The organism is Pseudomonas sp. HT11, assembly GCF_044875395.1.
Taxonomy (GTDB): domain Bacteria; phylum Pseudomonadota; class Gammaproteobacteria; order Pseudomonadales; family Pseudomonadaceae; genus Aquipseudomonas.
In genome coordinates, this window is record NZ_CP173217.1 from 1909828 (window position 1) to 1924866 (window position 15039).

14 protein-coding genes are annotated in these 15039 nt (G+C 61.5%); 3 read left to right on the forward strand and 11 right to left on the reverse strand.

What is annotated here, in order from left to right:
• Window positions 1–4: 4 nt before the first annotated feature.
• A complete protein-coding gene (locus tag ABWL43_RS08750; protein ID WP_145165034.1) occupies window positions 5–1201 on the reverse strand; it encodes an MFS transporter in 1197 nt (398 codons plus the stop codon).
• A gap of 178 nt (window positions 1202–1379) precedes the next feature.
• Here ABWL43_RS08750 and ABWL43_RS08755 point away from each other — a divergent pair, with 178 nt between their 5' ends.
• Window positions 1380–1994 (forward strand): DUF5666 domain-containing protein, encoded by a 615-nt coding sequence (locus ABWL43_RS08755; protein WP_262206089.1) that lies wholly within the window; start codon window positions 1380–1382, stop codon window positions 1992–1994.
• 136 nt (window positions 1995–2130) lie between these two features.
• Here ABWL43_RS08755 and ABWL43_RS08760 read toward each other — a convergent pair whose 3' ends face one another.
• The 8 genes from ABWL43_RS08760 to gcl form a co-directional block, all read right to left on the reverse strand.
• Complete coding sequence (locus ABWL43_RS08760) at window positions 2131–3135, reverse strand: sulfate ABC transporter substrate-binding protein (RefSeq protein WP_262206088.1); 1005 nt, start codon at window positions 3133–3135, stop codon at window positions 2131–2133.
• 105 nt (window positions 3136–3240) lie between these two features.
• Window positions 3241–4065 (reverse strand): ion transporter, encoded by an 825-nt coding sequence (locus ABWL43_RS08765; protein WP_262206087.1) that lies wholly within the window; start codon window positions 4063–4065, stop codon window positions 3241–3243.
• 31 nt (window positions 4066–4096) lie between these two features.
• The gene (locus tag ABWL43_RS08770; protein WP_262206086.1) at window positions 4097–4969 is read right to left on the reverse strand and encodes an urea transporter; all 873 of its coding nucleotides are present in this window, start codon (window positions 4967–4969) and stop codon (window positions 4097–4099) included.
• Between the two features lie 123 nt (window positions 4970–5092).
• On the reverse strand, window positions 5093–6508 hold the full coding sequence (gene pyk / locus ABWL43_RS08775; RefSeq protein ID WP_262206085.1) for a pyruvate kinase: 1416 nt from the start codon (window positions 6506–6508) through the stop codon (window positions 5093–5095).
• Entirely contained in the window at window positions 6498–7778 is a 1281-nt protein-coding gene (locus ABWL43_RS08780) for a glycerate kinase (RefSeq protein WP_404487440.1), read from the reverse strand. The genes pyk and ABWL43_RS08780 overlap by 11 nt, the downstream gene beginning before the upstream one ends.
• Window positions 7779–7955: 177 nt before the next feature.
• Complete coding sequence (locus ABWL43_RS08785; RefSeq protein ID WP_404487441.1) at window positions 7956–8846, reverse strand: 2-hydroxy-3-oxopropionate reductase; 891 nt, start codon at window positions 8844–8846, stop codon at window positions 7956–7958.
• A gap of 174 nt (window positions 8847–9020) precedes the next feature.
• Complete coding sequence (gene hyi / locus ABWL43_RS08790; RefSeq protein ID WP_242193717.1) at window positions 9021–9803, reverse strand: hydroxypyruvate isomerase; 783 nt, start codon at window positions 9801–9803, stop codon at window positions 9021–9023.
• Between the two features lie 10 nt (window positions 9804–9813).
• A complete protein-coding gene (gene gcl / locus ABWL43_RS08795) occupies window positions 9814–11589 on the reverse strand; it encodes a glyoxylate carboligase (protein WP_262206080.1) in 1776 nt (591 codons plus the stop codon).
• 255 nt (window positions 11590–11844) lie between these two features.
• Between gcl and ABWL43_RS08800 the strand changes: the two genes are divergently transcribed.
• Window positions 11845–12285 (forward strand): heme-binding protein, encoded by a 441-nt coding sequence (locus tag ABWL43_RS08800; RefSeq protein WP_106576758.1) that lies wholly within the window; start codon window positions 11845–11847, stop codon window positions 12283–12285.
• A 108-nt stretch (window positions 12286–12393) separates the two neighbouring features.
• On the opposite strand, the gene ABWL43_RS08805 is transcribed toward ABWL43_RS08800, so the two are convergent.
• Window positions 12394–12852, reverse strand: a complete 459-nt coding sequence (locus ABWL43_RS08805) for an REP-associated tyrosine transposase (RefSeq protein ID WP_145165017.1) — start codon at window positions 12850–12852, stop codon at window positions 12394–12396.
• 207 nt (window positions 12853–13059) lie between these two features.
• Window positions 13060–13665: a TetR/AcrR family transcriptional regulator gene (locus ABWL43_RS08810; protein ID WP_145165015.1), complete on the reverse strand. Its 606-nt coding sequence runs from the start codon at window positions 13663–13665 to the stop codon at window positions 13060–13062.
• Between the two features lie 241 nt (window positions 13666–13906).
• Between ABWL43_RS08810 and ABWL43_RS08815 the strand changes: the two genes are divergently transcribed.
• Window positions 13907–15034 carry an efflux RND transporter periplasmic adaptor subunit gene (locus tag ABWL43_RS08815; RefSeq protein ID WP_145165013.1) on the forward strand — a complete coding sequence of 376 codons (1128 nt, stop codon included), beginning with the start codon at window positions 13907–13909 and terminating at the stop codon, window positions 15032–15034.
• Window positions 15035–15039 lie beyond the last annotated feature (5 nt).

A 15039-nucleotide genomic window follows, 5' to 3' on the forward strand; every position in this document is an offset into this window, starting at 1 on the left:
GCGATCAGGCTGTGGCAACGGCCACCGTGCGCGAAGCACTCAGGAACCGCAATAACGCCACCAGTGGGAACGCACTGCCCACCAGCATCACGCCCAGCCAGCCGCCGTGTTCATACACGCTGCTGGCAATCGCCGAGCCGAAGGCGCCGCCGATGAAGATGCTGGTCATGTACAGCGCGTTCAAGCGGCTGCGGCTGTTGGCGTCTAGGGCGTAGATGGCGCGTTGGCCGAGGACCATGTTCATCTGCACGCAGAAGTCCAGCACCACACCGGTGACGGCCAGGCCGATCACGCTGTACAGCGGGTGCACGAAGGCGGGCAAAAAGCTCAAGGCGGCAAACAGCATCGCCAGCAGTGAAGCGCGGTGCGTGTGGCCGGCGTCGGCCAGGCGGCCGGCGATTGGGGCGGCGATCGCGCCCAGTGCACCGACCAGGGCGAACAACGCGATCTCGCTTTGGCTCAGGCCATGATTGCGTGCCAGCTCAAGCGGCGCGGCGGTCCAGAACAGGCTGAAGGTGGCAAACATGCAGCCTTGGTAGAACGCCCGCTGGCGCAATACCGGTTGCTTGCGCAGCAGCGTACCGAGTGAGCGCAGCAGCTCGCCGTAGCTGGCGCTGTGGTCGGGCTGGCGCTTGGGGATGGTCATCAGCAAGACCACGCTGATGAAGGCCATCAATGCTGCGGCGGCCATGAACATCGCGCGCCAGCCGAAGTGGTCGGCCACCACGCTGGACACTGGCCGTGCCAGCAGAATGCCGAGCAACAGGCCGCCCATGATGCTGCCAACCACGCGGCCACGGGATTCGGCGGGCGCCAGGTGCGCCGCCAGCGGGATCAGGATCTGCACCGAGACGGAACTGAATCCGATCAACAACGACACAAGCAGGAACAAATTCGGCTGCTCGGTGAAGGCGGCACCCAGTAGGCTGGCGATGGCCAACACGGTGGTGGCGATCATCAGCTTGCGGTTTTCCAGCAAGTCACCCAGCGGCACCAGGAAGAACAGGCCCAAGGCGTAGCCGATTTGTGTCAGCGACACGATCAGGCTGGCCATCGCCGGAGTCAGGCCAATGTCGGGTGCAATCAGTTCGATGATCGGTTGGGCGTAGTAGATGTTGGCAACAATGGCGCCGCAACAGAACGCAAACAGCATCACCATGCCTCGGGTCATGGTGCTTGAAGCGTGTGGGGTAGCGTTCATGGTGTTCTCGTTAAAGCGAAGGAAGATGGCGTGCGAGAGTAAAGACAACCGCACGGCCGGAGTAGGGCGCTATGGGTGATAACACTCATGCCGCAAATTAATGACTGAATCGTTAACTGTTGAGCCGAACGGCAATGATACATTCAGTCACAACTGCCGAAACAGGAAATCCACTTTCATGAAAATTTCGCTGAACAAGATGATCCTGGCTTCAACCCTGGCCGCCGCCATGGCCATCGGGTTGGCCAATGCCGCCGACGCTCCGCGGGTCGGTGTGCGCGGCGCAATTACGGCAATCGATGGCGACGCAATGCACGTCAAGGTCAACAGCGGTGAAGACGTCACCGTGCACCTGACCAAAGACACCCAGGTCCGCGCCGTTACCCTGGCCAAAATTGATGAAATCAAGCCCGGCAGCTACATCGGGTCGGCCGCCATGCCGAATGCCGATGGCACCCTGACTGCCCTGGAAGTTCACGTGTTTCCACCGGCCATGGCCGGCACGGGCGATGGGCACCGTGCGTTCGACTTGAAAGAAGGCAGCAGCATGACCAACGGCACCGTCGGCGACCTGGTGGTCAGCAACGGGCGCACCTTGACCGTGAAGTACAAAGGCGGCGAGCAGAAGATTGTAGTGCCGGATGATGTGCCGATCGTCAACCTGGAGCCAGGGGATCGCAGTTCGTTGAAGCCCGGCGTGAAGGTGGTGATGTTTGCATCGCAGGCGGCGGATGGGACGGTTACCGCTCAGGCGATTTCGGCCGGTAAGGACGGCGTGACACCGCCGATGTAACGGCCAAACACTCAACCAGATGTGGGAGCTGGCTTGCCTGCGATGCAAGCACCTCGGTGTCTCAGGCATTGCGAGGTGATGCTGTCGCAGGCAAGCCAGCTCCCACACTTGACTGCATTTTTTCAGTTAAAGCGGTTTACTGACCGCTGTAGATCTGATCAAAAATCCCGCCATCATTGAAGTGGGTTTTCTGTACGGTGCGCCAGTCTCCAAAGGTCTTCTCCACCGACAGGAAGTCGACTTTCGGGAAGCGGTCGGTGTACTTGGCCAACACCGTCGGGTCGCGGGGACGCAGGTAGTTGTTGGCTGCGATTTCCTGACCTTCAGGCGACCACAGGTACTTCAAGTAATCTTCGGCCGCCACGCGGGTGCCTTTCTTCTCGACGACTTTGTCGACCACCGACACCGGTGGTTCCGCCTCGGCAGAGACGCTTGGGTAGATCACTTCGAACTGATCACGGCCAAATTCACGCGCGATCATTTCCGCTTCGTTTTCAAAGGTCACCAGCACATCGCCGATCTGGTTGGTCATGAACGTGGTGGTGGCTGCACGGCCGCCGGTGTCCAGCACTGGCGCGTGTTTGAACAGTTCGCCAACGAACTTCTTCGCCTTGTCTTCATCGCCGCCGTTCTTGAGCACATAACCCCAGGCCGACAGGTAGGTGTAGCGGCCGTTGCCCGAGGTTTTCGGGTTGGGCACGATCACTTGCACGCCATCTTTGAGCAGGTCTGGCCAGTCTTTGAGGGCCTTGGGGTTGCCCTTGCGCACGATAAACACGGTGGCGGAGGTGAACGGCGCGCTGTTGTTCGGCAGACGGGTGACCCAGTTGTCCGGCACCAGCTTGCCGTTGTCCGCCAGGGCATTGATGTCGGTGGCCATGTTCATGGTGATCACGTCAGCCGGCAGGCCGTCGATCACCGAGCGCGCCTGTTTGCTGGAGCCGCCGAAGGACATCTGCAAGGTCAGCTTGTCGTTCGGGTGCTCGGCTTCCCAGTGCTTTTGGAAGGCGGCGTTATAGTCCTTGTAGAAGTCGCGCATCACGTCATAGGAGACGTTGAGCAGTGTGACGGGGGCAGCCTGGACGGCGCCCGCCAGGGCTAGGCCGGCGGCCAGTAAGGAGGCGCTAACGAGTTTTTTCACTGCTCATTCCTTGTTGTTCGAGAAGGTTGTCGATTGAGTGGGGGCATTTTGCCACCGACTATAGCCGCGCCCGTATAGACGTTTAAAGATTAAAACGAACTTTGCTTATTCCACTTTACGAAACAGGTTGCTGCCACAGCGCGAGCAAAACGCTGCGTTGGGCTCGTGGTTGTCTTTCTTGCACACCGGGCAATCGTGCTGCAGTTGTTCACCGCGCATGGCACTGGCCAACTCGGCGGTAAAAATCCCGGTGGGCACGGCGATGATCGAATAACCGGTGATCATCACCAGCGACGAAATGACCTGGCCCAGCGGGGTCTTCGGCACGATGTCGCCAAAGCCCACGGTGGTCAGCGTCACGATCGCCCAGTAGATGCCTTTGGGAATACTGGTAAACCCGTGTTCCGGGCCTTCGATCACGTACATCAGCGTGCCGAATACGGTCACCAGGGTGCACACGCTGACCAGAAACACCACGATCTTCTGCTTGCTGCCACGCAGCGCCGCCATCAAGTAGTTGGCTTGCTTGAGGTACGGGCTGAGCTTGAGCACGCGGAAAATCCGCAGCATCCGGATGATGCGGATGATCAGCAGGTACTGCGCGTCGCTGTAATACAGCGCGAGGATGCCGGGCACGATGGCGAGTAAATCCACCAGCCCATAAAAACTGAACGCATAACGCAACGGCTTGGGCGAGCAATACAGCCGCAGGCTGTATTCGATGGCGAAGATGACGGTAAAGCCCCACTCGATGTAGGCCAGCACGTCGGCGTAGTTGTCGTGGACGGTCTGGATACTGTCGAGGATCACGATCACAAGGCTGGCGAGGATGATCAGCAACAGGGTGCTGTCGAAGCGCCGGCCGGCCACGGTGTCGCTTTGGAACACCATTACATAGAGGCGCTGACGCCAGTCGTTGTTGCTACGCATAAATCCCGCCCGAATCGAATATCGGGCAAGCCTAGGGGGATTCGAACGGGCTGTCCACGCGGGCTTTGAACATCCGCTGGCTGGCGTGTACCAGCCAGCAGGCGAGGATAAACGGCGCCGTCAATGCGGGCAGGTGCAGGGCGGCGAAACCGGGCGTGAGGATGACCGCCAGAAGGATGCCGAGCAGCGGCTGCCAGGGTCGGCGGCGTGACTGGCTTAACGCCAGCGCGGCCAGCGCCGGGTTATAGCTGTGCAGGCCGAGGAGGGCGCTGGCGGGTTCGTCCAGCCACAGGGCGATCAACACGCCGGTAGCGGCGCCCGTGAGTGCCCACAGCGCGGCGCGGCGGTTGGTCAGCAACAGGCCAAGCGCAATCAGAGCGCCCGCCAACGGCTGGTCCAGCAACATGATTTGTGCGAGCCCGGTGAAGGGCGCGGTGAGCACGTCCAGGGTGCCGGGTTCGGTCAGCGTGAATGTGCTGTCAGGCACTGCGCCGATCAGCAACCAGCCGAGGCCGACAAAGGGCACGGTGTAGGCGGGCAAGTCACCTGGCGCAGGGGCGTGTTTCAACCATTGCCGCGTGAGCATCGCACTCAGGCCGCCGCACGCCAGGATCAGCGGCGGCAACAACGCCGACCAGGCAAAGTGCTGGCTGATCAGCAAGCCCAGCAGCACGCCGTTGTAGCTGTAAAGGCCCGCTTGGCGTTCGGCCTTGGGATAACCCCGGCGCTGGGCCGTGAGCAAACCGGCGACGCCACCCAATAATGCGCCGCCGAATAAGGCCGGGGCGCCGATCAGGATGGCCAGCAGGCACAGCAAGCCACACAGTGGCTGGCGTTGCAGGAAGATCTGGCTGAAGCCATTGAGCAGGGCTTCGGCCCAGTCGGGGCAGGTTGGGTTGTGCATGGTGGTTTAGTCAGTGAGACCGAGTCGTCCCCAATCGCAGGCAAGCCAGCTCCCACACTTGATCGGGTTCACAACAATCAAATGTGGGAGCCGGGCTTGCCCGCGATGAGGCACTTACAAACGCTAAATCAACGTCTCGATGCGCAACGAGTTGGTCGACCCCGGCTGCCCGAACGGCACCCCCGCCGTAATCACCAAGGTATCCCCGCGCTGCGCCATGCCTTGCGCCTGAGCAATCTCCAGCGCGGTGGAACACACCTCATCCACCTGGCGCAGTCGATCGTTGACCACCGAATGCACGCCCCACGCCACGCTCAAGCGCCGCGCCGTAGAGAGGTTCGGCGTAAGGTTGAGGATCGGCGCCACCGGCCGCTCACGCGCCGCGCGCAGGCTGGAGCTGCCGGACTCGCTGTAGTTGACCAGCACCGCCACCGGCAGAATGCTGCTGATACGCCGGATCGCGCAGCTGATCGCATCCGACACCGTGGCGTCCGCCTTGGGCCGGCTGACGTCCAGCTGCGTCTGGTAGTCCGGGCCGTTTTCCACCTGGCGGATGATCTTGCTCATCATCTGCACGGCTTCCAGCGGGTATTCACCCGAAGCGGTTTCCGCCGACAGCATCACCGCGTCTGCGCCTTCGGCCACCGCGTTGGCCACATCCGTCACTTCGGCGCGGGTCGGCGCCGGCGAAAAGCGCATGGATTCGAGCATCTGCGTGGCCACCACCACCGGTTTGCCCAGCTGGCGGCAGGTGCTGATGATGTCTTTCTGGATTTGCGGCACGCTCTCGGCGGGCACTTCCACGCCCAGGTCGCCTCTGGCCACCATGATTGCGTCACTCAGCTCAGCGATTTCCTGCAAGCGTTGGACGGCGGACGGCTTTTCGATCTTGGCCATCAAAAACGCCTTGTCGCCGATCAACTCGCGGGCCTCGCGGATGTCTTCCGGGCGCTGCACGAATGACAGCGCCACCCAGTCCACGCCCAGCTCCAGACCAAAGCTCAGGTCGCGGCGGTCCTTGGCGGTCAGTGGGCTGAGTTCCAGCAAGGCTTGTGGCACATTCACGCCTTTGCGGTCCGACAGTTCGCCGCCATTGAGTACGGTGGTGTCGATGGCATCGGCATGCTTGGTGATCACGCGCAGGCGCAACTTGCCGTCATCGAGCAGCAGGTCCATGCCCGGCTCCAGCGCCGCGATGATTTCCGGGTGGGGCAGGTTGACCCGGCACTGATCGCCCGGCGTTGGGTCCAGGTCCAGGCGCAACGCCTGGCCGCGCACCAGTTGCACCTTGCCCTCGGCAAACGTGCCGACGCGCAGCTTCGGCCCTTGCAGGTCCATCAGGATGCCCAGCGGGTAATTGAGCTGGCGCTCCACCTGGCGGATCCACTGGTAGCGTTGGGCATGATCGGCGTGGTCGCCATGGCTGAAGTTGAGGCGAAAGATATTCACCCCGGCCTCCACCAGCTCGCGGATGTCATCGATGCCGTCGGTGGCCGGGCCGAGGGTGGCGAGGATTTTGACCTTCTTGTCAGGCGTCATGTTTGGCAGTCTCAAGAATCAGGATGGCGCGCAAGTCATTGACATTGGTGCGGGTCGGCTCAGTGATGATCAAACCGTCGAGCGCGGCGAAATAGCCGTAGCCATTGTTGTTGTCCAGCTCGTCGCTGGCCGACAGGCCCAGGGCTTCGGCGCGGGCGTAGCTGGTAGGGGTCATGATCGCGCCGGCGTTGTCTTCCGAACCGTCGATGCCGTCGGTGTCGCCGGCCAGGGCGTAGACGCCGGGCAGGCCCTTGAGGCTGTCGGTGAGGCTGAGCAGGAACTCGGCATTGCGCCCACCACGGCCATCGCCGCGCACGGTGACGGTGGTTTCACCGCCGGAGAGGATCACGCACGGTGCCGCCAGCGGCTGGCCGTGCTGCACGATTTGTCGGGCGATACCGGCGTGAACCTTGGCCACGTCCCGCGCTTCGCCTTCGAGGTCGCCGAGGATCAACGGGCTGAAACCGGCCTGGCGCACTTTCACCGCCACGGCTTCCAGTGATTGCTGCGGGCGGGCGATCAGTTGGAAGTGGCTGCGCGCGAGCACCGGGTCGCCGGGCTTGACGGTTTCCGACGCTGGGTCTTGCAACCAGCTGCGCACCGAAGCGGGCGCGTCGATGCTGTAACGCTTGAGGATCGCCAGGGCTTGCTGCGAGGTGCTTGGGTCGCCGACGGTGGGACCGGACGCGATGACGGTGGCCTGATCGCCCGGCACGTCGGAGATCGCGTAGGTGTAGACCGTCGCTGGCCAAGCGGCCTTGGCCAGGCGCCCGCCCTTGATCGCCGAGAGGTGCTTGCGCACGCAATTCATCTCGCCAATGGTCGCGCCGGATTTGAGCAGGGCCTTGTTGATGGCCTGCTTGTCGGCCAGGGTGATGCCGTCGGCGGGCAGGGCCAGCAAGGCAGAACCGCCACCGGAGAGCAGGAAGATCACGCGGTCGTCTTCGGTGAGGTTGCCGATCAGTGTCAGCACGCGCTTGGCCACCGCCAGGCCGGCGGCATCGGGTACCGGGTGTGCGGCTTCGACCACTTCGATTTTTTTGCACGGCGCGCCGTGGCCGTAGCGGGTGACCACCAGGCCCGAGACGTCGCCTTGCCAGCATTCCTCGACCACGAGTGCCATGGCCGCCGCGGCTTTACCAGCGCCGATCACGATCACACGGCCGCTGCGGTCGGCGGGCAGATGAGGTTCAAGCACTTGCCGGGGGTGGGCGGCGTCGATGGCTGTGGCAAACAGCTCGCGAAGCAGGTGTTGCGGATCGACCGACATAAGCGGGCTCCCGGGGGGATTCTTGTTGTTAGGGATGCAGCGATGTTGGATTGCAAAGCGCTCAACTGTGGGAGCTGGCTTGCCTGCGATAGCGTTCCTTCAGTGACAGATCTGTTGCCTGACACACCGCTATCGCAGGCAAGCCAGCTCCCACACTGGTCTGCATTTCAAATTGACTTACTTATCGCGAATCGAAAAATTCGCCATATGCTCCAGGCCCTTGATCAGCGCCGAGTGGTCCCAATTGCCGCCGCCAATCGCCGTGCACGTACTGAACACCTGCTGCGTACCGGCGGTGTTCGGCAGGTTGATGCCCAGCTCCTTGGCACCGGCCAGTGCCAGGTTCAAGTCCTTCTGGTGCAGGTTGATGCGGAAACCCGGATCGAAGGTGCCCTTGATCATGCGCTCGCCATGCACTTCGAGAATCTTCGAGGAAGCAAAGCCGCCCATCAGCGCTTCCCGCACTTTGGCCGGGTCGGCGCCGTTTTTCGAGGCGAACAGCAGCGCTTCGGCCACCGCCTGAATATTCAGCGCGACGATGATCTGGTTGGCGACCTTGGCGGTCTGGCCATCGCCGTTGCCGCCGACCAGGGTGATGTTTTTGCCCATGCTCTGGAACAGTGGCAAAGCGCGTTCGAAGGTCTGCGGCTCGCCACCGACCATGATGCTCAAGGTGCCGGCCTTGGCGCCGACTTCGCCACCGGACACCGGCGCGTCGAGGTACTGCGCGCCGGTTTCGTTGATCTTCGCCGCGAACGCCTTGGTGGCGGTGGGGGAGATCGAACTCATGTCGATCACTACCTTGTTCGGCGACAGGCCGGTCGCGACGCCATCCTTGCGGAACAGCACGTCATCGACCTGCGGGGTGTCGGGCACCATGACGATGATGAATTCGGCTTCCTGCGCCACTTGCTGGGGGTTGGCCAGGGCCACGGCGCCGGCGTCGATCAGGGCTTGCGGAGCCTTGCCGTGGTGTTCGGAGAGGAACAGTTGGTGACCTGCTTTCTGCAGGTTCGCAGCCATGGGTTCGCCCATGATGCCGGTGCCGATAAATCCGATTTTAGCCATGATCAAAATCCTCTTTTTATTAGATGGGCAGGCCTGTCTCGGGCCTGCCAAACACCGAAGATCTACTGTGGGAGCTGGCTTGCCGGCGATAGCGGCCTGTCAGTTGATAAATAGTTGGCTGATACACCGCCATCGCAGGCAAGCCAGCTCCCACCTTGTTCTGTGGTGTGTCTGTTAGATGGCGTTGTGGGTTTTGAGCCAACCCAATCCTGCTTCAGTGGTGGTCAACGGCTTGTACTCACAGCCAACCCAACCCGCATAACCAATGCGATCCAGATGCTCGAACAGGAAGCGATAGTTGATCTCCCCGGTTCCCGGCTCGTTGCGCCCCGGGTTGTCCGCCAGCTGGATGTGGTTGATCTCACCCAGGTGCGCGGCCATGGTCCGGGCCAGGTCACCTTCCATGATTTGCATGTGATAGATGTCGTATTGCAGGAACAGGTTGGCGCTGCCCACCTGCTCGCGAATCGACAGGGCCTGCGCGGTGTTGTTGAGGTAGAAGCCCGGGATGTCACGGGTGTTGATCATCTCCATGACCAGCTTGATGCCCGCGGCTTGCAGCTTGTCGGCGGCGTACTTGAGGTTGGCGACAAAGGTTTTTTCCACGGTTTGGTCGTCAACGCCTTGCGGCCGGATGCCGGCCAGGCAGTTGATCTGGGTATTGCCCAGCACCTGGGCGTAGGCGATGGCCAGCTTGACCCCGGCGCGGAATTCCTCGACCCGGTCCGGGTGGCACGCCACGCCACGCTCGCCCTTGGCCCAGTCCCCGGCCGGCAAGTTGAACAGCACTTGGGTCAGGCCGTTGGCGTCCAGTTGCGCCTTGATCTCGGCGGAGCTGAACTCGTACGGGAACAGGTACTCGACCCCCTGGAAGCCGGCATCGGCAGCCGCTTTGAAACGGGCGAGAAAGTCCTGCTCGGTAAACAGCATGGACAGGTTGGCGGCAAAACGCGGCATAGGGTTCTCCTTAATCGAGCAGGGAAATGGCAGTCGGTGCATCGTTGCCGACCAGGGCCAGATCTTCGAATTCGTTGACGGCGTTGATCTCGGTGCCCATGGAAATATTGGTCACGCGCTCCAGAATAATCTCAACAATCACCGGAACCTTGAATTCTTCGATCATTTCCTTGGCCTTGCGCAGCGCCGGGGCGATCTGGCCCGGTTCGAACACACGCAGCGCCTTGCACCCCAGGCCTTCGGCGACGGCCACGTGATCGACGCCATAACCATTGAGTTCCGGGGCGTTGAGGTTGTCGAAGGACAGCTGCACGCAGTAGTCCATTTCAAACCCGCGCTGGGCCTGGCGAATCAACCCGAGGTAGGAGTTGTTCACCACCACGTGGATGTACGGCAGCTTGAACTGCGCGCCCACGGCCAGTTCTTCGATCATGAACTGGAAGTCATAGTCGCCCGACAGTGCTACCACTTTGCGGCTCGGGTCAGCCTTGACCACACCCAGCGCGGCCGGAATGGTCCAGCCCAAGGGACCGGCCTGGCCGCAGTTGATCCAGTGACGAGGCTTGTAGACGTGCAGGAACTGCGCGCCGGCAATCTGCGACAGGCCAATGGTGCTGACGTAGCAGGTGTCTTTGCCGAACACCTGGTTCATCTCTTCGTACACGCGTTGCGGCTTGACCGGCACGTTGTCGAAGTGGGTCTTGCGGTGCAGGGTGGCCTTGCGCTCCTGGCAGTCGTGCAGCCAGGCGCTGCGGTCCTTGAGTTTGCCGGCGGCTTTCCACTCGCGGGCCACTTCAATGAACATCGTCAGGGCGGAGCCGGCATCGGAAACGATGCCCAGGTCCGGGGTGAACACGCGGCCAATCTGCGTCGGCTCGATGTCGACGTGGATGAATTTGCGCCCCTCGGTGTACACCTCCACCGAACCGGTGTGGCGGTTGGCCCAGCGGTTGCCGATGCCCAGCACCACGTCCGATTTGAGCATTGTCGCGTTGCCATAACGGTGCGAGGTTTGCAGGCCGACCATGCCCACCATCTGTGGGTGATCGTCCGGGATCGTGCCCCAGCCCATCAAGGTTGGGATCACCGGAATACCGGTCAATTCGGCGAACTCCACCAGCAATTCGCTGGCGTCGGCGTTGATCACGCCGCCACCGCTGACCAGCAAGGGGCGCTCGGCCTGGTCCAGCAGCGCCAAGGCTTTTTCGACCTGGATGCGCGTGGCCAATGGTTTGGCCAGGGGCAGCGGCTGGTAGGCGTCGATGTCGAATTCGATCTCGGCCATCTGCACGTCGAATGGCAGGTCGATCAGCACCGGGCCTGGGCGGCCGGAGCGCATTTCATAGAAGGCTTTCTGGAACGCGTAAGGCACTTGGCCGGATTCCAGGACGGTGGTCGCCCACTTGGTCACCGGCTTGACGATGCTGGTGATGTCGACGGCCTGGAAGTCCTCTTTGTGCATGCGTGCACGCGGGGCTTGGCCGGTGATGCACAGAATCGGGATCGAGTCGGCCGAGGCGCTGTACAGGCCGGTGACCATGTCAGTGCCCGCCGGGCCCGAGGTACCGATGCACACGCCGATATTGCCGGCCTTGGTGCGGGTGTAGCCCTCGGCCATGTGCGAGGCGCCTTCAACGTGGCGAGCAAGGACGTGATCGATGCCACCGACCTTCTGCAAGGCCGAATACAGCGGGTTGATGGCGGCGCCTGGAATGCCGAAGGCGGTGTCTACGCCTTCACGGCGCATCACCAGGACGGCGGCTTCGATTGCTCTCATTTTGCTCATGTTTTTGGTGCCTCTTGCGTTTTGTAATTGTATACAAGTGGTTTCTGATCGAAGTGTATTCACGGCGAGCGGGGCAGGTCAATGCATTTTATAAACTGGCCTTTACGCGGGTCTGGATCGCTTTTTTCGACGTATGGAGCCTTTGTGCGCAAATATTGTATACAAAAAATAATTTCATTGTGTTCTATTTGTTTGATCGAGCTTCTCATGAACAGATTTCAACCCTTTCCCAATAACAAAAGAAGGACGGCACCTATGAGCGCTTTAACCTTGAAACTCGCCACCCAACTGGCCAGCCAGGCCCTCACCGCAGGCCGCACCATTTGCGCCGCGCCGCTGACCATTGCGGTGCTCGACAGCGGCGGCCACCTGGTCACCCTGCAACGCGAAGACGGCGCCAGCCTGCTGCGCCCGCAAATCGCCATCGGCAAGGCCTGGGGCGCGATTGCACTGGGCAAGGGCTCGCGTTTGCTGGCGTTGGATGCGCAACAACGTCCGGCATTTATCGCGGCGTTGAACAGCCTCGGGCAGGGCAGCGTGGTGCCGGCGCCGGGCGGCGTGTTGATTCGGGATCAGGCAGGGGCGGTGCTGGGGGCGATCGGGATCAGTGGGGATACGTCGGATATTGATGAGCAGTGCGCGATTACGGCGATTGAGGGCGTGGGGTTGTTGGCGGATGCGGGGGTGTCTGCTTGATTTGAGGTGGCAGATAGATTGCCATCGCGGGCAAGCCCGCTCCCACATGAGTATGCATTCCAAATGTGGGAGCGGGCTTGCCCGCGATGGCGGCGACTCGGTCTTCAGTCAAATCCAAATCGCATCCCAAAGCGGATAATCGCCAAACTTCTTCACCAGGCCTGCTCGCAGGGGGTTGGCCACAATGTAGCGGGCTATACCTTCCAGGCTTTCTTCGCGCCGCACGGCATGATCGTGAAATCCAGGTTGCCAAAGACGTCCCTGACGCCCGGCAACTGCATTTACGACTCGAGTGCTTTTGGATTTCACCTGGCGCATCAAGTCGCAAAGGGAACCTTTCTCTAGTGAGATAAGCCAGTGGAAATGGTCAGGCATGACTACCCATGCCAACGACGTTGCCAAGCCTTGGTTCTGGGCGATTCTGAATTGTTGGACAACCAGTCGGCCAAGTTTGAAGTCCTTGAAAATGGGCGCGCGATCAAGGGTGTTGGTGGTGAGTAGGTAAATTCGGTTGGATTCGCTGTAACGACCGATGCGCAGTCGTTTTGATGCGGGGAGATCAGGCATTCCATGGCCTCTTTTCAGATGGTGTTCTGAGAGGCTAGGTGTGGAAAGCAGGGGTTGATTGACAGGCTTTTGGCAGGATGTGTAGGGGAGGGCGCTATCGCGGGCAAGCCCGCTCCCACATTGGCTTTGCGGTGTTCATACAGCGTGTGTCTGGCACAGTTCCAAAGGTGGGAGCTGGCTTGCCTGCGATGGCCATACTGCGGTCTCTCAGTCCGGCTCACACCCCTTAAGCACCAACCGAATAATTGTCTGCGCCGCCGCTTCATAATCGGCCTCATCCAGCTTGGCCTTGCCGGTCACGGCCGATATCTGCCAATCAAAGTCGGCATAGGTCTGCGTCGCCGCCCAGATGCTGAACATCAGGTGATGGGGGTCAATGGCGGCGATCAGGCCGCGATCCACCCAGCTCTGGATGCAGTCGATGTTGTGCTTGGCCTGGGCGTTCAGTTGCTCGACCTGCTGGCTGCTCAGGTGCGGTGCGCCGTGCATGATTTCGCTGGCGAATACCTTGGAGGCGAACGGCAGGTCGCGGGAGATGCGGATCTTGGAGCGGATGTAATTGCTCAGTACCACCGCGGGCTCGCCGTCTGGATTGAACGGCGTGGACGCCGCCAGGATCGGCTCGATAATGCTTTCGAGCACCTCGCGGTAGAGGTTGTCCTTGGACTTGAAGTAGTAATAGACGTTGGGCTTGGGCAGCCCGGCCTTGGCGGCGATGTCGCTGGTTTTGGTCGCGGCGAAGCCCTTGTCGGCAAACTCCTCGCTGGCCGCCCGCAGGATCATTTCTTTATTGCGCTCGCGAATGGTGCTCATAAACCAGGATTTTCCTTGCCAGGACAGGCGGTCGAGCATGGTAGCACCGGCTTGACGCAGCGCTCAAGAATGCCGGCGCAGCCCTTGTACGCCGGGCGTTGCAGCTGACTTTATCTGTCTTGATGCTGAACGTATTCACGGTAGTACAGGCACAGGCTGGCCGCGCTGCTAGAGTTCAGAGCAAGGACGCGGCCATCTGGGCCGGCGTTCAGTCCTGTAGTCGGCGTTCGAGTGAGAAACCGTGGAGAAAAGCAGACGACGTACGTTCGCCTGGGTGGTTGGCGCGTTATTGGTGGTGGCGCTGTTGATTGGCCTGGGCATGCATTTGTTTGGCGGCGCCCATAAAGGCAAGCCCGTGTCCCCCGGCGAACCGGTAGCAGCAGTGCCGGTAGCCTTGCAGGATGTGCCGGTGTACATCGACGCCCTCGGCACCGTCACACCCACCCGCAGTGTCACGGTGGTGACCCAGGTCGATGGCATCCTCAGCAGCGTGGAATTCAAGGAAGGCCAGCACGTCAGCAAAGGCCAGGTCATCGCCCGTATCGACGACCGCGCGCTCAAGGCGCAACTGGCCGTGGCCAAGGGCACCCTGGCGCATGACCAGGCGGTGTTGAGCAATGCCCAGCGCGACCTGGCCCGTTACCGCGACCTGGTCAAAGCCGGCTCCACCAGCCAGCAAACCCTTGATACCCAGGCCTCGCTGGTGCAGCAACAACAAGGCACTGTGGCCGCCGACCAAGGCAACGTACAAAACCTCGACGTGCAATTGAGCTACTGCACCATCACCTCCCCGGTGGATGGCGTGGTCGGTCTGCGCCTGGTCGATCCCGGCAACTACGTGACCACCGCCAGCACCACCGGCATCGTGGTCATCACCCAGATGAACCCGGCCACCGTGGTGTTCGCCGTGCCCGAAGATGACCTGGGGGCGATCAACCAGGCCCTGGCGCGCGGCAGCGTCACGGTGCTGGCCTACGACCGCAACAAACAATCGTTGCTCGCCACCGGCAGCCTGCTGGCGCTGGATAACCAGGTGGACACCAGCACCGGCACGATCAAGGTCAAGGCGCAGTTCGATGATTCGGGCAATGCGCTGTTTCCCAATCAGTTCGTCAACGCCCGGCTCAAGGCCGACACCTTGAGCCAGATCGCCGTGGTCCCGACCCGTGCGATCCAGCACGGCAGCAAGGGCGACTTCGTGTTTGTGGTCAACGGCAACAAGGCCAGCCTGCGCACGATCAAGACCGGCCCGTCCACCGGCGATGTCTCGGCGGTGCTCGACAATGGCGTCAAGGCCGGTGAGCAGGTGATCACCGAAGGCGCCGACAAGCTCGACGACGGCTCGGCGGTGAAGGTCGTCGCCCAGTGAGGAGC

What these genes read in the sequence shown, in the direction of transcription:
- ABWL43_RS08750 (WP_145165034.1), bottom strand. Translation starts at nt 1,201, where the DNA reads ATGAACGCTACCCCACACGCTTCAAGCACCATGACCCGAGGCATGGTG.
- ABWL43_RS08755 (WP_262206089.1), top strand. Translation starts at nt 1,380, where the DNA reads ATGAAAATTTCGCTGAACAAGATGATCCTGGCTTCAACCCTGGCCGCC.
- ABWL43_RS08765 (WP_262206087.1), bottom strand. Translation starts at nt 4,065, where the DNA reads ATGCGTAGCAACAACGACTGGCGTCAGCGCCTCTATGTAATGGTGTTC.
- ABWL43_RS08770 (WP_262206086.1), bottom strand. Translation starts at nt 4,969, where the DNA reads ATGCACAACCCAACCTGCCCCGACTGGGCCGAAGCCCTGCTCAATGGC.
- pyk (WP_262206085.1), bottom strand. Translation starts at nt 6,508, where the DNA reads ATGACGCCTGACAAGAAGGTCAAAATCCTCGCCACCCTCGGCCCGGCC.
- ABWL43_RS08780 (WP_404487440.1), bottom strand. Translation starts at nt 7,778, where the DNA reads ATGTCGGTCGATCCGCAACACCTGCTTCGCGAGCTGTTTGCCACAGCC.
- ABWL43_RS08785 (WP_404487441.1), bottom strand. Translation starts at nt 8,846, where the DNA reads ATGGCTAAAATCGGATTTATCGGCACCGGCATCATGGGCGAACCCATG.
- hyi (WP_242193717.1), bottom strand. Translation starts at nt 9,803, where the DNA reads ATGCCGCGTTTTGCCGCCAACCTGTCCATGCTGTTTACCGAGCAGGAC.
- gcl (WP_262206080.1), bottom strand. Translation starts at nt 11,589, where the DNA reads ATGAGCAAAATGAGAGCAATCGAAGCCGCCGTCCTGGTGATGCGCCGT.
- ABWL43_RS08800 (WP_106576758.1), top strand. Translation starts at nt 11,845, where the DNA reads ATGAGCGCTTTAACCTTGAAACTCGCCACCCAACTGGCCAGCCAGGCC.
- ABWL43_RS08805 (WP_145165017.1), bottom strand. Translation starts at nt 12,852, where the DNA reads ATGCCTGATCTCCCCGCATCAAAACGACTGCGCATCGGTCGTTACAGC.
- ABWL43_RS08810 (WP_145165015.1), bottom strand. Translation starts at nt 13,665, where the DNA reads ATGAGCACCATTCGCGAGCGCAATAAAGAAATGATCCTGCGGGCGGCC.